Here is a 16,573-nt window from a genome sequence, read left to right as displayed (position 1 = left end):
CGGGAAACCCACTATATCGGGTCTGAAAGGCTGAATATTTGCGGCAGTGTAATTTTCGGCTTTGTAGACTGAATTGGGTTTACCCAGCCAGACGCGGCCAAAACGCGTCGGCTTATCTAATTGCAATCGTCGACGGAGAGAATCGTATGAAGAAGCTGACGCTGTTGTTGACTGCTGTTTCGCTGGCCGTGGGTGCTTCGGCGGCGCTGGCGCAGCCCGCCGCTCCGGCGGGCTCGAGCGCGGTGAGCTCGTATTCGCCGCCCACCGTGAAACACGTCAAGAAACCGAAGAAAAAGAAAGTGAAGAAGGGTGCGTCGGCTCCGGAAGCGGCTCCGGCAGACGCCGCCAGCCAGTAAGCGCTGCGCGACAGGAGCCGGCTAACGCTGGCCTTGAATGACAAAGAGCCCGCTTCGAGCGGGCTCTTTTCTACAGACCCCAGACGATATCCGCGTTTTCCTTCTGCGCCGCGCGCAGCATGTCGAGGAACGGATACGCGCGTTGCGCGAGGCCCGGCGGAATCTCGTGATGCTCGTGACCGTCTTCGCCTTCATGGAAATGGCCGTCGTGTTCGGCGCGTTCCTGCTTGTCGACGTTGATGGCGGCTTCGAGTTTGCCGATGGCCAAACCGAGTTCGTCGTGCGTAATGACGCCGCGTTCACCCAGGCGTTTGCCGACGATACCGACCAGATACTGTGCAAGATTCTCCAGCATCATGACGTCTGGCGCGGCGCGGCATTTGAAAGTAATCAGCATGACTGTTCCCTTTTCTGGTTATGTTGGATTGACGTGCCGGCGGCTCGAAAGCGGCGCCGGCGCGCGTTACGTTGACTCGCCAGGCAGGCGCGGCGGCCACGGCCCTTGCTGGGCATCTCATTGAACATATTAGCACCTGCTAAAATCCGTCTGAACGGAAAAGCGCGCCGCCTCTGGCCGTGCACGGCCAGGCAGGGCGAACGTGGCGCGATCGCTCACCAGGCTGCCGCGCCGGTCGACCGCCGCGAGCCGCTGTGCATCATGCCTGACTGTTGCAGGCAACGTGCCTGACCGCGCGATCGTTGCGAGCGAATTGCCGCAATGGGCGCCGCGCCGCTTTCCACGCTTCTGACGGACCGGCTGCGCCTGCTGCACGGGCACGGCCGACGCCTCTTCCGCATCACCGGATTGCCTCACTGGACTCGCAACAAGCATGCTGCCTGCACACAAACAGACCCTCGAAACCCTGCTCGCCGACACGGTAAAGCAGGTCGCTGAAGCCTCGCAAGGCGCGACCGAAGCCGCTTTCGTCTCGCCCACCATCACGCTGGAACGCCCCAAGGTCGCCGCGCACGGCGACGTCGCGTGCAACGTGGCCATGCAGCTCGCCAAACCGCTGCGCGCGAATCCGCGCCAGCTCGCACAACAGATCGTCGACGCACTGCTCGCGCAGCCGCTCGCCCAAGGTCTCGTCGAAGCCGCTGAAGTGGCCGGCCCCGGCTTCATCAACCTGCGTCTGGCCGCCGCCGCGAAGCAGGCGGTCATCGCCGCCGTGTTCGCCGAGCAGAGCGCGTTCGGCCGCTCGCAGCGCGACGCCGGCAAACACGTCCTGATCGAATTCGTGTCGGCCAACCCGACCGGCCCGCTGCACGTCGGCCACGGCCGTCAGGCGGCGCTCGGCGATGCGCTGTCCAACGTGCTGGCCTCGCAAGGCTGGGACGTGCACCGCGAGTTCTACTACAACGACGCTGGCGTGCAGATCCAGACGCTCGCGCTGTCCACCCAGGCGCGCGCGCGCGGCATCGCCCCCGGCGACGCGGGCTGGCCGGCGTCGGCCTACAACGGCGAGTACATCGCCGAAATCGCCAAAGACTATCTGGCCGGCGCCACGGTCGCCGCGAGCGACGGCGAGCCGGTAACCGGCGCGCGCGACGTCGAGGATTTCGAAGCGATCCGCCGTTTCGCGGTGGCGTATCTGCGCCGCGAGCAGGACATGGACTTGCAGGCATTCGGCGTGAAGTTCGACCAGTACTACCTGGAGTCGTCGCTGTACACGGAAGGCCGGGTCGAAAAGACGGTCGAGGCGCTGGTCGCCGCCGGCAAGACCTACGAGCAGGAAGGCGCGCTGTGGCTGCGCACCACAGACGACGGCGACGACAAAGACCGCGTGATGCGCAAGACCGACGGCACCTACACGTACTTCGTGCCGGACGTCGCCTATCACGTCGCCAAGTGGGAACGCGGCTTCACCAAGGTCATCAACATTCAGGGTTCGGACCACCACGGCACGATCGCGCGCGTACGCGCCGGCTTGCAAGGCTTGGGCATCGGCATTCCGAAGGGCTATCCCGACTACATCCTGCACAAGATGGTCACGGTCATGCGCAACGGCGAAGAGGTGAAGATCTCCAAGCGCGCCGGCAGCTACGTGACGGTGCGCGACCTGATCGAATGGTCGGGCGGCGCGACGCCGGGCTCGGAAACCGCCGTCGACCTGATCGACGAGGAAACGATTCGCCGCGGCCGCGACGCCGTGCGGTTCTTCCTGATCTCGCGCAAGGCGGATACGGAATTCGTGTTCGACATCGACCTTGCGCTCAAGCAGAACGACGAAAACCCCGTGCATTACGTGCAGTACGCACACGCGCGCATCTGCTCGGTGCTCGCCGAATGCAAGTCGCGCTACAACACGGACGAAACCACGCTCGCCTCGGTGGACGTGTCCCCGCTCACCAGCGAACGCGCCATGGCGCTGTTGAACAAGCTCGCCGAATTCCCGGACATGCTGCAACACGCCGCCGACGAACTCGCGCCGCACGCGGTCGCGTTCTATCTGCGCGACCTCGCCGGGGAATTCCACTCGTTCTACAATGACCGGGCCGAGCGCGTGCTGGTCGACGACGCGGCCGAGCGCAACGCCCGCGTCGCGCTGCTCGCGGCCACGCGTCAAGTGCTGGCCAACGGTCTCGCCGTGATTGGCGTCTCCGCTCCCGTCAAGATGTAAGTCCTCCGCCGTAACATGCATGCGGCCGTCGTTATAATCGGCGGCCGTTCCAGGATTCTTTTTGCAGGTGATTCATACGATGGCAAAACCACGCCGCACAACAAAGCAATCGAAACAAACCGGGGGCACTTTTCTCGGCATCGTGCTGGGCCTGATCGTCGGCCTTGCGATCGCGGTAGTGGTGGCGCTGTATATCACCCGTGCGCCTACGCCGTTCGTCTCGAAGGTGGCGCCGCCCGCGGCGTCCGACTCCAGCGCGAGCCAGGCGCAATACGATCCGAACCGTCCGCTGCAAGGCAAGACGCCGGGCCAACCGGTGCCGCAAGCCGCGCAACCGGCGCCGCCGAATACCGCGCCGGGCCAGACCAATTCGCAGACGCAGTCGGGCATGCTGGAAGAGCCGCAGATCGTCGAAGTGCCGCCGGCTAACAGCACGAACGGCACCAACGGCACGAACGCCAACCCGAACGGCGTGGCGGTCGCACCGAAGCCCGCGCAGGACAACGGCAACGGCGCGCCCACCGCACCGGCGAAGAAGCCGCAGGCGTCCAGCGCACCGGCACCCGGCACGGCAACCGCCAACAACGCCAAGCCGGGTTCCAGCGCGACGGCGGCGCCAGCTCCGGGCGACGCGAACACCGGCTACTTCCTGCAAGTGGGCGCGTACAAGACCTCGGCCGACGCCGAACAGCAACGCGCGCGTCTCGCCTTCCAGGGCTTCGAGTCGAAGGTCACGCAGCGCGATGCGGGCGGGGTGACGTACTATCGCGTGCGGATCGGGCCGTTCTCGAAGTTCGAGGACATGAATTCGAGCCGTCAGCGTCTATCCGACGCAGGCGTCGACACCGCCGTGATCCGTTTTACGAAGCAATAAGCCAACCATAAAGACACGGTGATTTGCCGGAACGCGCCGCCGCCGAACCATCGGCGTGCGGCGCGTGTCACAAACACGACGGACGTTTGAAAACGTCCCAACGCCGACAATGAAAAGCGGTGACGGGCATTTGCGTGGCGCCGCCGCTTTACCGCCTACTCTGGGTCAACACGACATGAAAAAACTGCTGAGCATTCTGTTCCTCTCGCTGGGCCTCGTTGCCGCCACAGCTCAAGCGGCGCCGGCCGCACCGGTGTCCGGCAAGGACTACACCGTGCTGGCCACGCCGCAACCGACCGACGAACCGGCCGGCAAGATCGAAGTGACCGAATTCTTCTGGTACGGCTGCCCGCACTGCAACGAATTCAACCCGTACCTCGAAGCATGGGTAAAGAAGCAAGGCCCGGACGTCGTGTTCAAGCGCGTGCCGGTCGCCTTCCGCGACGACTTCGTGCCGCATTCGAAGATGTATCACGCACTCGACGCGCTCGGCCTCGCGCAACAGCTCACGCCGAAGGTCTTCAACGAAATCCACGTCAACAAAGACTATCTGCTGACGCCGGAAGATCAGGCCAAATTCCTCGCGAAGAACGGCGTCGATCCGAAGAAGTACATGGACGCGTACAACTCGTTCTCGACGCAAAGCGCGTTGCAGAAAGACACGAAGCTGATGAACGACTACAAGATCGACGGCGTGCCGACGTTGGCCGTTCAGGGCAAGTATGAAACCGGCCCGGCTCAGACCAACAGCCTGCCGGGCACGATCCAGGTGCTGGACTACCTGGTCGCGCAAATCCGCGCCAAGAAGATGTAAAGGCGAGGCGCCGGAATGAGTTCACCGCTGAAGGTTTTCATTACCGGCGCCTCGAGTGGCATCGGCCTCGCCCTCGCTGCCGAATATGCGCAGCGCGGCGCGATTCTCGGCCTGGTCGCCCGTCGCGGCGACGCCCTCGCCGCGTTCCAGCAGTCCCATCCAAAGAATGCCGTCGCGGTCTATGCCGTCGACGTGCGCGACGCCGAAGCGCTCGCCGAAGCGGCCGCGCAATTCATTGCGCAATACGGCCTACCGGATGTCGTGATCGCCAATGCCGGCATCAGCCGCGGTGCGGTCACCGGACACGGCGATCTGCGCACCTTCCGCGAAGTGATGGACATCAATTACTTCGGCATGGTCGCCACGTTCGAGCCGTTCGCCGCCGCCATGGTCGCCGCGAAGAAAGGGACCCTGGTCGGGATTGCCAGCGTCGCCAGCGTGCGGGGTTTACCGGGCTCCGGCGCGTATAGCGCGTCGAAGTCGGCCGCGCTCAAGTATCTGGAAGCATTGCGCGTCGAGATGCGGCCGCAGGGCGTCGGCGTCGTCACCATCGCGCCCGGCTACATCCGCACGCCGATGACCGACCACAATCCGTACACCATGCCGTTCCTGATGGACGCCGACCGTTTCGCGGTGAAGGTAGCGAACGCGGTCGAACGTCAAACGGCGTTTGCGGTGTTCCCGTGGCAGATGCGTATCGTCGCGATGCTGCTGCATGTCATGCCGCGCTGGCTCTACGACCGCGCGTTCGAGCGCGCGCCGCGCAAGCCGCGCGCCGCTACCGAGTAAGACCGATCACCCCGTGCGGCCGATGCAACCGGCGCCGCACGCTTCCCTTCTGCAATGTCGCTCAAGAGCCCTGGCTCGTGGGCGTCGTCATATCTCGCCACGCCCCGCCGCACGCCTTAGGGCGCCCTCGCACGCGCATTGCGCCGCACGGCTAAACCCCCAGCGCAGCGCCCGCTCCATATGGATATGCGGATTAAGTTGTTGTCGCCGCAACCACCCTTCGATAAGCTTTCGCGCAGGCTCACCCGCGCATGGGCGGCATTATCTGCGTCATGCGCCAGCGCCGGAAACGTATCACAATAAAGACGGCGGCTACGCCGGCCACCCTCGTCAACGGAACATAACCACACAACCAGACGCACTGCCTGACTGCGCTTGTTATGGGAGATCCTATGCGCTTCAAACTGCTCGCTGCCGCCGTACTGTTCACGGCGCCCGCGCTCGTGCTCGCCAAACCGCTGACCGTCTGCACCGAGTCGAGCCCCGACGGCTTCGACGTCGTGCAGTTCAACTCGCTCGTCACGACCAATGCGTCGGCCGACGTGATTTTCAACTCACTGGTCTCGTACGACGAGGCCACGAAGAAGGTGGAGCCGTCGCTAGCCGACAAGTGGGACGTGAGCGCCGACGGCCTCACCTACACGTTCCATCTGCGCCCGAACGTGCAGTTCCAGACCACCGACTACTTCAAGCCCACCCGCGCGCTGAATGCCGACGACGTCGTCTTCACATTCGACCGCATGCTCAACGACAGCAATCCGTGGCATAAGGTGGCGGGCGCGAGCGGCTTCCCGCATGCGCAGTCGATGGGCCTGCCGAAGCTGATCAAGTCGGTCAGCAAGGTCGACGACAACACCGTCAAATTCGAACTGAACGCGCCGGACGCGACCTTCGTGTCGATCCTGACAATGGGTTTCGCGTCGATCTATTCGGCTGAATACGCCGACCAGTTGCTCAAGGCCGGCAAGCAGGCCGATCTGAACGCGAAGCCGATCGGCACCGGCCCGTTCGAGTTGAAGAGCTACACGAAAGACGCGGTGATCCGTTACGACGTCAACCCGACCTACTGGGGGCCGAAGCCGAAGATCGACCGCCTGATCTACGCGATCACGCCGGACGCCACGGTGCGGGCGCAGAAAGTGAAAGCGGGCGAATGCCAGATCGCGCTGTCGCCGAAGCCGCAGGATCTCGCCGACGCGAAGACCGACAAGTCGCTCGCCATCGTGCAAACGCCCGCGTTCATGACGGCGTTCGTCGCGTTGAACACGCAGAAGAAGCCGCTCGACAACCAGAAGGTGCGCGCCGCACTGAACATGGCGTTCGACCGCACCACGTATCTGAAGACGGTATTCGACAACACCGCGACGCCGGCCGTAAACCCGTATCCGCCGAACACGTGGAGCTACGACAAGGCCGTGAAGCCGTGGCCGTACGACCCGGTCAAGGCCAAGAAACTGCTCGCCGACGCGGGCTATCCGAACGGCTTCGAAACGACGATCTGGGTACGTCCGAACGGCAGCGTGCTGAATCCGAACCCGAAGGCCGGCGCCGAACTGCTGCAGGCGGACTTCGCGAAGATCGGCGTGAAGGCGGAGGTGAAGGTGATCGAATGGGGCGAGTTGATCAAGCAGGCCAAACAAGGCCAGCATGATTCGCTGTTCATGGGCTGGGCCGGCGACAACGGCGACCCGGACAACTACCTGTCGCCGCTCTTTAGCTGCAATGCGGTGAAGTCGGGCATCAACTTCGCGCGCTTCTGCGATCAGGACCTGGACAAGCTGATCGCCGACGGCAAGTCGACGCCGGATAAGGCGAAACGCGCGAAAGCGTATGAACAGGCGCAGCAGATCATTCACGATCAGGCGCTGTGGATTCCGCTCGGATATCCGACTGCGTCGGCGATTACGCGCACGAACGTGAGCGGCTATCACGTGAGTCCGTTTGGACGGCAGAACTTTGGGACGGTGGCGGTGCAGTAAGGCTGCTGGTTTTCAGAGGCGAATAAAAGCAAAGCCCGGTTGCGTTCGAAACGCACCGGGCTTTTTTGTCGACTCACTATCGCCTTTAGACCGGCGAAAACCGGATCACCCCATCCCCACCCTGCTCTCGCTTCAACTCGCCCGCGAGCCACAGCAGATGCAAATGCGCGAGCGCCTCGCCCATTGCAAACGTCATCTGGTGGATATCCAACTGGCGCTTGAACATGAGCGGTACGATGTCCGCGGCGCTTTGCGGCTTCTCCGCGCAAGCCTCGCGCACTTCCGTCAGGCGCGCGTCGTGATGCTCGCGCAACTGCTGGATACGCGTGCGCACGCCGCGAAACGGCTTGCCATGCGACGGCAACACCAGCGTGTCTTCCGGCATCGTCTCGTAGCGGCCGAGCGATTCCAGGTACAACGCGAGCGGCGTCCCCTCCGGTTCGATATCGAACACCGACACATTGGTCGAAATTCGCGGCAGCACCATGTCGCCGGAAATCAGCACACCAGTCTCTTCGCAGTACAGCGCGCAGTGTTCCGGCGAATGACCGAAACCCGTCACCACATGCCACGTCTTACCGCCGATCTTCACGCCATCGGCTTCACGCAAGCGCCGATACTGCCCCGGAATCGCCGGCACCAGACTCGCGTAATAGCTTTTGCGGTTGCGCAGTTTGTCGAGCGACTCTTCATCGGTCACGCCGTGTCGCGCGAAGTGCCGTGCCGCGCCGTCGCCGCCCGCGTTGGAGCCGTCGCCGGCCGCCATTACGCGTGCCTGCATGTATTCGCCGAGGGTCATCCACAGCCGCACGTCCCAGCGTTGCTTGTCGCCGCCCGTGCAAATCCAGTGCGCGAGACCGATGTGGTCCGGATGGCAATGCGTGACGATCACGCGCAACACCGGCAGGCCGTCGAGCACCGTGTCGAACACTGTCTCCCAGTTCGCCTTGATCGTGTCCGACGTAATGCCGCAGTCCACCACCGTCCAGCCCTGCTGACCGTCGATCTCGTCGCGCAGCAGCCAGAGGTTGATGTGGTCCAGCGCGAACGGCAGCGGCATGCGTAGCCAGAACACGCCGGGCGCGACTTCCAGCGCGTGGCCGGGGTCCGGCAGCGTGTCGTTGAACGGGTAGTCGAGTTGATGTTCGAGTGCATTCATTGGGGGTGTCTTCCTCCGTCGGTCGTCCAGCATGGCGAGGTGTGCGATGCCGGGCGGCGTGGTTGCGGCACGCTCGTGCCGTAGTGCGCCGTGTTTGCTGCGGGTTATTGCCAGGTTACTGCGGGGTTTCTACCAGGTTTTTACAGGTGTTGCGTTCATCTCAAGTTGACGATAACGTAAACGTCGATTCTATCGTCCAATCCGATTTTCTGCCCGGCCACGGGATGCCCCGATGAACACGCAATTCACGATCACCGAGCTCGCCCGGGAATTCGACGTCACGCCGCGCGCGATCCGCTTTTACGAAGACCAGGGTTTACTCTCGCCGAGCCGTGAAGGATCGAGCGGTCTGCGGCGCGTCTACTCGGCGCGCGACCGCACGCGCCTGAAGCTCACACTGCGCGGCAAACGGCTCGGCTTCACGCTGTCGGAGATTCGCGATCTGCTCGACGTGTACGAATCGCCCACCGACACCGTGCCGCAATTGCACGCGTTTCTCGCCACGGTGGCGCGGCATCGCGACGTGCTCGAACGTCAGCTGGAAGATCTGAACGCAACGCTCGAAGACCTTGCGCAATACGAAGCGCAGGCGCGCGTGCTGCTGGAAAACGGCACACGCGCAACCAGCCGCGCATGAGTGTGGCGATGTATTGCGGGCCCACCCGGTCGAAGTCATCCCGGGTGTCTTCACGACATGAGACGAATGCACGGTCGACATGAATCACTTCCCCAAATTGCTGTCGTCGCAAATCGGCTTTGACGTTGCGCAGACCATGCTCGAAGGATTCGACCGGCACTATCGGATCTTTCGCGACGCCGCGATCCACGCCAAGACGCTGTTCGAAAACGCAGACTGGCATGGCCTGCAAACGCTCGCACGAGAACGCATTACCTCGTACGACGAGCGTGTGGAGGAATGCGTCGAGCTGCTCGAAGACGAGTACGACGCCGAGAACATCGACGACGAAGTGTGGCAGCAGATCAAGCTGCACTACATCGGCCTGCTGACCACGCACCGCCAGCCCGAGTGCGCGGAAACCTTCTTTAATTCCGTGTGCTGCAAGATCCTGCACCGCTCGTACTTCAATAACGACTTCATCTTCGTGCGCCCGGCGATTTCGACCGAATACATCGAGAACGACGAACCGGCCGCGAAGCCCACTTATCGCGCGTACTACCCCGGCAAGGACGGCCTCGCCGCCACGCTCGAACGCGTCGTCACGAATTTCCAGCTGGAGCCGCCGTTCGAAGACCTGAAGCGCGACGTGAGTTGCGTGATGCAGACCATCCACGACGCGTTCGGCGTGTTCGACGAAGCGCCCAATTTCCAGATTCACGTGCTGTCGTCGCTGTTCTACCGAAACAAGTCGGCGTATATCGTCGGGCGGATCATCAACGGCGATCTGCTGCTGCCGTTCGCGGTGCCTTTGCGCCATGTGAAGCCCGGCGTGCTTGCGCTCGACACCGTGCTGCTCAAGCGCGACCAGTTGCTGATCATCTTCAGCTTTTCGCATTCGTACTTTCTGGTCGATATGGAAGTGCCATCCGCGTACGTGGCGTTTCTCGGCACGATCATGCCGGGCAAGCCGAAGGCGGAAATCTACACGTCGGTGGGTCTGCAAAAGCAGGGCAAGAATCTGTTCTATCGCGATCTGCTGCATCACCTGTCGCATTCGAGCGATCAGTTCATCATCGCGCCCGGCATCAAGGGGCTCGTGATGCTGGTGTTCACGCTGCCGTCGTTTCCGTATGTGTTCAAGCTGATCAAAGACCACTTCCCGCCGCCGAAGGAAACCACTCGCGCGAAGATCAAGGAAAAGTATCAGCTCGTCAAACGGCACGATCGTCTGGGCCGCATGGCCGACACGCTCGAATATTCGAGCGTCGCGTTGCCGCGTTCGCGGCTCGACGAAGCACTCGTGCGCGAACTCGAAAAGGAAGTGCCGTCGCTGATCGAATACGACGGCGACAACCTCGTGATCCGCCATATGTATATCGAGCGCCGCATGGTGCCGCTCAACCTGTTCCTGCAGAACGGCACGGACCAGGACGTCGAGCACGGCATCAAGGAGTACGGCAATGCGATCAAGGAACTGATGCAGGCCAACATCTTTCCCGGCGACATGCTGTACAAGAACTTCGGCGTGACGCGTCACGGCCGGGTCGTGTTTTACGACTATGACGAAATCGAATATCTGACCGACTGCAACGTGCGCGCGGTGCCGCCGCCACGTTACGAAGAGGACGAAATGTCGGGCGAGCCGTGGTACTCGGTCGGCCCGCACGACATTTTTCCGGAAACATACGGCACGTTCCTGCTCGGCGACCCACGCGTGCGCCGCTCCTTCATGCAGCATCACGCGGATTTCTTCGAGCCCACGTTGTGGCAACGGCACAAGGATCATCTACTGAAAGGCGAACTGCCCGACTTTTTCCCGTACGAAGGCAGCGAGCGCTTCTGCGTCCGCTATCCGGAGCGCTTCGCCGAGGCGGCCTCGTTCGCACCGGATGCTTCAGCCGACGAACCCAGCGTACGCGTCGCGTAAAACGCACGCGCTGAACGTCGCACCGAATGCCTCGTCCTGATTTCACGCAACGACACCGGCCGGTCCATCGGTCGAGCAAACGCCCAGACACACCATGAACACGAAAGCCAATCCGTCTTCCCACCCGCTCGCGCATCTGTTCGACAACAACGACGCGTGGGTCACCCGCAAGCTGTCCGAAGACCCCGAGTATTTCTCGCGTCTCGCGCATCAGCAAACGCCTGAATACCTGTGGATCGGCTGCTCCGATTCACGCGTGCCCGCCAACCAGATCATCGGCCTGCCGCCGGGTGAAGTGTTCGTGCACAGAAACATCGCCAACGTGGTGGTGCACACCGATCTGAACTGTCTGTCGGTAATCCAGTTCGCCGTCGATCTGCTCAAGGTCAAGCACATCATGGTGGTCGGCCACTACGGCTGCTCGGGCGTCGGCGCGGCGCTGCACGGCCGGCGCGTGGGTCTCGCGGACAACTGGTTGCATCACGTGCAGGACGTGCGCAGCAAGCATGCGGCGCTACTCGAAGACTGGCCGCTCGGCGAGGCGCGCCACCGTCGTCTGGTCGAACTGAACACGATCGAACAGGTGATGAACGTGTGCCGCACCACCATCGTCAACGACGCGTGGGCGCGCGGCCAGGAACTCACCGTGCACGGCTGGGTGTATGGCGTGCACGACGGCAAGGTACGCAACCTCGGCATGGCGATCGGCGACGCAGCCACGCTCGAGGCGACCTACAAGGATTGCATCGCGGCCGTCGCGGCCGGCGGTGCGTACAAGGAAGACAACGACGCGGCCCGGCACGGCGACGTACCGGCGATCGTCGAAGGTGTGATCAAGGAGCTTAAACATGAGTGAGGCAAGCATGAGCGAGACAAATATGAACCCGACGCAGAACGATCCGATCGTCATCGTGGGCGTAGCCCGCACGCCGATGGCGGCTTTCCAGGGCGACTTCGCGTCGCTCACCGCACCGCAACTCGGTTCGATCGCCATCGAAGCCGCGGTGCAGCGCGCGGGACTCAAGCCCGAGCAGATCGACGAAGTGGTGATGGGCTGTGTGCTGCCCGCCGGCCTCGGCCAGGCGCCGGCACGGCAAGCCGCGTTGGGCGCGCACTTGCCGCTGAGCACCGGCAGCACGACTGTCAACAAGATGTGCGGCTCCGGCATGCGCGCGGCGATGTTCGCGCACGACATGCTGGCCGCCGGTTCCGTCGACGTGATCGTGGCGGGCGGCATGGAGAGCATGACGAACGCGCCGTATCTGTTGCCCAAGGCGCGCGGCGGCATGCGCATGGGTCACGGCCAGGTGATCGATCACATGTTCTACGACGGCCTCGAAGACGCCTACGAAAAAGGCCGTCTGATGGGCACCTTCGCCGAGGAATGCGCGGCGTCGTTCGACTTCACGCGCGAAGCGCAGGACGCGTTCGCGATCGAGTCGCTCAACCGGGCGAAGCGCGCGAACGAAGACGGTTCGTTCGACTGGGAAATCGCGCCGGTGAAACTGGAAAGCCGCAAAGGCGAAGTGACCGTCGACCACGACGAACAGCCGTTCAAAGCGAACCTCGACAAGATTCCGACGCTCAAGCCCGCGTTCAGCAAAACCGGCACGGTGACGGCGGCGAATTCGTCGTCGATTTCCGACGGCGCCGCCGCGCTCGTGATGATGCGCGAGTCGACCGCGAAGCGCCTCGGCGTCGAACCGATCGCGCGCGTGGTCGGCCACTCGACCTTCGCGCAGGAACCGGCGAAGTTCACCACCGCGCCGGTCGGCGCGATCCGCAAGCTGTTCGAGAAGAACGGCTGGCGCGCGGAAGAAGTCGATCTGTTCGAAGTCAACGAAGCGTTCGCCGTGGTGACGATGGCCGCCATGAAGGAGCACCATCTGCCGCACGAGAAGGTCAACGTGAACGGCGGCGCCTGCGCGCTGGGCCATCCGATCGGCGCATCTGGCGCGCGGATTCTGGTAACGCTGATCGGCGCGTTGAAGAAGCGCGGTTTGAAGCGTGGCGTGGCGACGCTGTGCATCGGCGGCGGCGAAGCGACCGCGATGGGCGTTGAACTGGTTTAACGCGTGGCTTGCCGCATTCGCTGCGGCATTCGCTGCGGCATTCGCTGCGGCATTCATTGCGGCATTCATTGCGGCATTCATTGCGGCATTCGAAGAATCGAGGTGAGTCGATGAAATCAGTGTTGATCGTCGGTGCGTCGCGCGGCATCGGCCAGGAGTTTGTCCGGCAGTACAAAAAGAGCGGCTGGCGCGTGCTCGCCACCGCGCGCGACGGCGCCGCGCTCGACGCATTGAACGCGCTCGGCGCCGAGACTTTTTCCGTCGACATCACCTCGGAAGAAGACATCGCCGAGCTCGGCGCGCAGCTCGACGGAGAACGACTCGATGCGGCCATCGTGGTGTCGGGCGTGTACGGCCCGAACACCGAAGGCATCGAAGCAATCTCCGCCAAAGACTTCGACCATGTGATGCATACCAACGTGCGTGGTCCGATGCAATTGATGCCGCTGCTGCTACCGCTCGTCGAGGACGCCGGCGGCGTGTTCGCGGTGATCTCCAGCAAGATGGGCAGCATCGGCGACGCGAGCGGTACGGCCGGCTGGCTGTATCGCGCGAGCAAGGCGGCCTTGAACGACGCGCTGAAACTCGCGTCGCTCGAAGCGCGCCGCGCGACCTGCGTCTCGTTGCATCCGGGCTGGGTGCGCACCGACATGGGCGGCGCTCAGGCCGCGATCGAGCCGGCGCGCAGCGTCACCGGTATGCGCGAAGTGCTCGCGCAGGCCGCGGCCATGCACGAAGAGTTCAACGGCCGTTTCTATCAATACGACGGCACACCGCTCGACTGGTGAAGGGACAGATTCATGATGCTGCGGATCAGGTTGAAAGTCTGATGAATAAATCATTGTTGCCGACGCAACGACCGCTCGACTGCCCTTGCGGGGGCACCGCTCCCGATCAAGGCAGCGGCGCCAAAGCGCCCCGCTTCGCGCAGTGCTGCGGTCGCTATATCGACGCTGGCGAAGCAGCGCCGCGCGCGCTCGAACTGATGCGCTCGCGCTATAGCGCGTATGTTGTGGGCGCAACGGATTATCTGCGCGCCACCTGGGCGCCGCAGACCTGCCCCGCCGACCTCGACGTCGACCCGGCCGCGCCCGACGCCCCGCGCTGGCTCGGACTGCAGATCAAGGCGTTCGCCGAGACTGACAACGGTCATGCCACCGTCGAATTCACTGCACGATACAAGGTGAATGGGCGCGCGCATCGGCTACACGAACTGAGCCGCTTTGTCCGTGGCGAGGATAGCCGTTGGCGCTATGTCGACGGCGACGTGAGCGAATAGTCCGTAACCTTTCAGCGCCTTACGCGGCGCAGCAGCGCAGTTTTCACCGTGTTCACATAGGGCCCTGTATGAGGGCCCTTTTTTTTCGTGTTGGCTCAGCACGACAACATACATGACGACTCGGATTGCTTCGCACAGCCAGACACCCGCAAGGACTGCGTTTCGCGGCATCTGGCAGCCCGATTGGCGGGCGGCAATTTTTTCGTCGCGGGTTCTCCTTGATTGCACAAAACAAAATTGTCGTGCCAGGATGAGGTCGTAGCTTCATGACGTCACGTTGCGAGAGAGGATTCATACCACTCCGCAAAATGCGCAGGGCGCTCTGCCGGGCACCAGATAGTGTGGGTCCGGCGGCAGTCTCGGCAGCAACCGTGGCGCTCATCATCGGCGCGTGGGGTCGCGTCGGCCGTTTGGGTTCATCCCGTGCGATCTCGATTAGCGTGCGTGCGCCTGGCGCATAACGTACGCGAGTGTATTTTTGTGTGTCGAAACAAGCTGAAAGGAAACTGTCAGCGGTCAATTCGATAGACAAACACCACGGTGTTCAGGGCAGGATTTTGAGGCAGGTGCGTCAATGGTGTTCGGCAAGATTCTGACGAAGTGTGCGGTGATGTGTGCAACGGCCACGTGCGCGGTTGCACTCGCGCATGCCGACCCGCTCGCCGACACCCAGGCTGGCCCCTTGACCCGCGCGCACGTGCCGCGCATTGCCCTCGACGACGACGTCTATCTGCCCACCGCGGGACTGAACGAACAGATCATTCGCGTACCGGTCGACGCTGCCGGCTCGGTCACGCTCGAAACGACGATTTACAAACCGGACGGCGCAGGTCCGTTTCCGATGATCGTCTTCAACCACGGCAAGATTCCCGGCGATCCGCGCACGCAGGAACGCAGCGACCCGCTGCCGTTCGCGCGCGAGTTCGTGCGTCGCGGCTACGTGGTGGTGGCGCCGAACCGCCAGGGCTTTGGCCATTCGGACGGCGTGTATCAACAGGACGGTTGCGATGTCGAGCGCAACGGCGTTGGCCAGGCCGGCGATGTCGCCGCGACGATCGATTTCATGTCGAAGCAACCGTACGTGGATGCGTCGCATATCGTGGTGGCGGGCACGTCGCATGGCGGCCTGGCGACGATGGCTTACGGCCCCGAGGCCGCGCCGGGCGTGCGGGCGTTGATCAATTTCTCGGGTGGCTTGCGGCAGGATGCATGCAAGGACTGGCAGGGCAATCTGACGCGGGCGTTCGGCGCGTACGGCGAGAAGACCCACGTGCCGTCGCTGTGGATGTACGGCGATAACGATTCGGTGTGGAATGCGCCGCTGGTGGCGGGCATGTATGCCGCGTACGGCGCGCATGGCGCGAGCGCGAAGATGGTGGATTTCGGCAACTACAAGAACGACGCGCATCGACTGGTTGGCGATCGTGACGGCGTGCATGTGTGGTGGCCGGCGGTCGAGGCGTTCCTTGCGCAGGTCGGAATGCCGACGGGGGTGCAATATCGGGTCGAGGATCCTTCTGCGCCTAAGGCGAGTGGGTTTGCTGCGGTCGATGCGGTCGATGCCGTGCCGTATGTCGATGAAGCCGGGCGGAATGGGTATCGGAATTTCTTGCGTCAGTATCCGAGTCGGGCGTTTGCTGTTTCTGATTCTGGGGCGTGGTCGTGGGCTGAAGGTGGGGATGATCCTGATTCGGTTGCTGTGGCTAATTGTCAGAAGCAGAGCGTCGCGCCTTGTCGGTTGTATGCGGTCGATAACTCTGTTGTTTGGGGGGATCGGTCTTCGCAGACGGCTAGTGGGGGTGAGGGTTCCGGTTCCGGGGCGGGGGCGGCTTCTGGCGCTGAGGTGCGGCGGGCTATTGCTAGTCGGGAGTGAGAGCGGTGCCTGCTTGGTGCTTTTTGGTTGGTTGGTCTGACTTGTTGGCCTTTCCTTGATGTCACGGTGGTCTATTAGCGTTGCCCCTGTGCGGGGCGGCACTCACTTTCTTTGCGGCCCTCCATGTCAGGCTAGTTGTCGCCTCAGCCGAACCGATTAGTGTAAAGATGGAGGGCGGACAGCGAATGGAAGATGAAACGCTATTCAGCGG

Annotated in this window: 15 protein-coding genes; 13 read left to right on the top strand and 2 right to left on the bottom strand. The window is 62.9% G+C overall.

The annotated features are described in order from the left end of the window. Positions 1-146: 146 nt before the first annotated feature. On the top strand, positions 147-356 hold the full coding sequence (locus BX591_RS31695; protein ID WP_111935267.1) for an acid-shock protein: 210 nt from the start codon (positions 147-149) through the stop codon (positions 354-356). Between the two features lie 70 nt (positions 357-426). Here BX591_RS31695 and BX591_RS31690 read toward each other — a convergent pair whose 3' ends face one another. Beyond that, a complete protein-coding gene (locus BX591_RS31690; RefSeq protein ID WP_111935266.1) occupies positions 427-753 on the bottom strand; it encodes a DUF1840 domain-containing protein in 327 nt (108 codons plus the stop codon). 433 nt (positions 754-1,186) lie between these two features. Between BX591_RS31690 and argS the strand changes: the two genes are divergently transcribed. The 5 genes from argS to BX591_RS31665 all read left to right on the top strand — a co-directional run bounded on the left by argS (position 1,187) and on the right by BX591_RS31665 (position 7,433). Continuing rightward, positions 1,187-2,977 (top strand): arginine--tRNA ligase, encoded by a 1,791-nt coding sequence (argS, locus tag BX591_RS31685; protein WP_111935265.1) that lies wholly within the window; start codon positions 1,187-1,189, stop codon positions 2,975-2,977. A 61-nt stretch (positions 2,978-3,038) separates the two neighbouring features. Next, on the top strand, positions 3,039-3,851 hold the full coding sequence (locus BX591_RS31680) for an SPOR domain-containing protein (RefSeq protein WP_111935264.1): 813 nt from the start codon (positions 3,039-3,041) through the stop codon (positions 3,849-3,851). Between the two features lie 175 nt (positions 3,852-4,026). Continuing rightward, entirely contained in the window at positions 4,027-4,665 is a 639-nt protein-coding gene (locus BX591_RS31675) for a thiol:disulfide interchange protein DsbA/DsbL (RefSeq protein WP_111935263.1), read from the top strand. 15 nt (positions 4,666-4,680) lie between these two features. Continuing rightward, positions 4,681-5,454, top strand: a complete 774-nt coding sequence (locus BX591_RS31670; RefSeq protein ID WP_111935262.1) for an SDR family oxidoreductase — start codon at positions 4,681-4,683, stop codon at positions 5,452-5,454. A gap of 392 nt (positions 5,455-5,846) precedes the next feature. Continuing rightward, positions 5,847-7,433, top strand: a complete 1,587-nt coding sequence (locus tag BX591_RS31665; RefSeq protein ID WP_111935261.1) for an ABC transporter substrate-binding protein — start codon at positions 5,847-5,849, stop codon at positions 7,431-7,433. 85 nt (positions 7,434-7,518) lie between these two features. On the opposite strand, the gene BX591_RS31660 is transcribed toward BX591_RS31665, so the two are convergent. Then, on the bottom strand, positions 7,519-8,592 hold the full coding sequence (locus BX591_RS31660) for an MBL fold metallo-hydrolase (RefSeq protein WP_111935260.1): 1,074 nt from the start codon (positions 8,590-8,592) through the stop codon (positions 7,519-7,521). A gap of 232 nt (positions 8,593-8,824) precedes the next feature. Here BX591_RS31660 and BX591_RS31655 point away from each other — a divergent pair, with 232 nt between their 5' ends. The 7 genes from BX591_RS31655 to BX591_RS31625 all read left to right on the top strand — a co-directional run bounded on the left by BX591_RS31655 (position 8,825) and on the right by BX591_RS31625 (position 16,362). After that, on the top strand, positions 8,825-9,229 hold the full coding sequence (locus BX591_RS31655; protein WP_111935259.1) for a MerR family transcriptional regulator: 405 nt from the start codon (positions 8,825-8,827) through the stop codon (positions 9,227-9,229). Between the two features lie 79 nt (positions 9,230-9,308). Continuing rightward, positions 9,309-11,138, top strand: coding sequence for a bifunctional isocitrate dehydrogenase kinase/phosphatase (aceK, locus tag BX591_RS31650; RefSeq protein WP_111935258.1), 1,830 nt, complete (start codon positions 9,309-9,311; stop codon positions 11,136-11,138). Positions 11,139-11,232: 94 nt separating this feature from the next. Next, positions 11,233-11,994 carry a carbonate dehydratase gene (gene can, locus BX591_RS31645; protein ID WP_111935257.1) on the top strand — a complete coding sequence of 254 codons (762 nt, stop codon included), beginning with the start codon at positions 11,233-11,235 and terminating at the stop codon, positions 11,992-11,994. Between the two features lie 7 nt (positions 11,995-12,001). Further along, positions 12,002-13,210, top strand: coding sequence for an acetyl-CoA C-acetyltransferase (locus tag BX591_RS31640; RefSeq protein ID WP_111935256.1), 1,209 nt, complete (start codon positions 12,002-12,004; stop codon positions 13,208-13,210). Between the two features lie 110 nt (positions 13,211-13,320). Next, positions 13,321-13,998, top strand: coding sequence for an SDR family oxidoreductase (locus BX591_RS31635; protein ID WP_111935255.1), 678 nt, complete (start codon positions 13,321-13,323; stop codon positions 13,996-13,998). Between the two features lie 41 nt (positions 13,999-14,039). After that, positions 14,040-14,489 (top strand): YchJ family protein, encoded by a 450-nt coding sequence (locus tag BX591_RS31630; RefSeq protein WP_111935308.1) that lies wholly within the window; start codon positions 14,040-14,042, stop codon positions 14,487-14,489. A 574-nt stretch (positions 14,490-15,063) separates the two neighbouring features. Then, a complete protein-coding gene (locus BX591_RS31625; protein WP_111935254.1) occupies positions 15,064-16,362 on the top strand; it encodes a dienelactone hydrolase family protein in 1,299 nt (432 codons plus the stop codon). Positions 16,363-16,573: the final 211 nt, after the last annotated feature.

The organism is Paraburkholderia bryophila (assembly GCF_003269035.1).
Classification (GTDB): Bacteria; Pseudomonadota; Gammaproteobacteria; order Burkholderiales; family Burkholderiaceae; genus Paraburkholderia; species Paraburkholderia bryophila.
Note: the sequence above shows the minus strand (reverse complement) of the source record. Positions and strands in the feature narration are given on the sequence as shown.

Bases quoted from the DNA above. Each gene is read 5' to 3' on its own strand.
- aceK (WP_111935258.1), top strand. From the start codon at position 9,309: ATGAATCACTTCCCCAAATTGCTGTCGTCGCAAATCGGCTTTGACGTT.
- can (WP_111935257.1), top strand. From the start codon at position 11,233: ATGAACACGAAAGCCAATCCGTCTTCCCACCCGCTCGCGCATCTGTTC.
- BX591_RS31690 (WP_111935266.1), bottom strand. From the start codon at position 753: ATGCTGATTACTTTCAAATGCCGCGCCGCGCCAGACGTCATGATGCTG.
- BX591_RS31660 (WP_111935260.1), bottom strand. From the start codon at position 8,592: ATGAATGCACTCGAACATCAACTCGACTACCCGTTCAACGACACGCTG.
- BX591_RS31625 (WP_111935254.1), top strand. From the start codon at position 15,064: ATGGTGTTCGGCAAGATTCTGACGAAGTGTGCGGTGATGTGTGCAACG.
- argS (WP_111935265.1), top strand. From the start codon at position 1,187: ATGCTGCCTGCACACAAACAGACCCTCGAAACCCTGCTCGCCGACACG.
- BX591_RS31635 (WP_111935255.1), top strand. From the start codon at position 13,321: ATGAAATCAGTGTTGATCGTCGGTGCGTCGCGCGGCATCGGCCAGGAG.
- BX591_RS31695 (WP_111935267.1), top strand. From the start codon at position 147: ATGAAGAAGCTGACGCTGTTGTTGACTGCTGTTTCGCTGGCCGTGGGT.
- BX591_RS31640 (WP_111935256.1), top strand. From the start codon at position 12,002: ATGAGCGAGACAAATATGAACCCGACGCAGAACGATCCGATCGTCATC.
- BX591_RS31670 (WP_111935262.1), top strand. From the start codon at position 4,681: ATGAGTTCACCGCTGAAGGTTTTCATTACCGGCGCCTCGAGTGGCATC.
- BX591_RS31655 (WP_111935259.1), top strand. From the start codon at position 8,825: ATGAACACGCAATTCACGATCACCGAGCTCGCCCGGGAATTCGACGTC.
- BX591_RS31630 (WP_111935308.1), top strand. From the start codon at position 14,040: ATGAATAAATCATTGTTGCCGACGCAACGACCGCTCGACTGCCCTTGC.
- BX591_RS31665 (WP_111935261.1), top strand. From the start codon at position 5,847: ATGCGCTTCAAACTGCTCGCTGCCGCCGTACTGTTCACGGCGCCCGCG.
- BX591_RS31675 (WP_111935263.1), top strand. From the start codon at position 4,027: ATGAAAAAACTGCTGAGCATTCTGTTCCTCTCGCTGGGCCTCGTTGCC.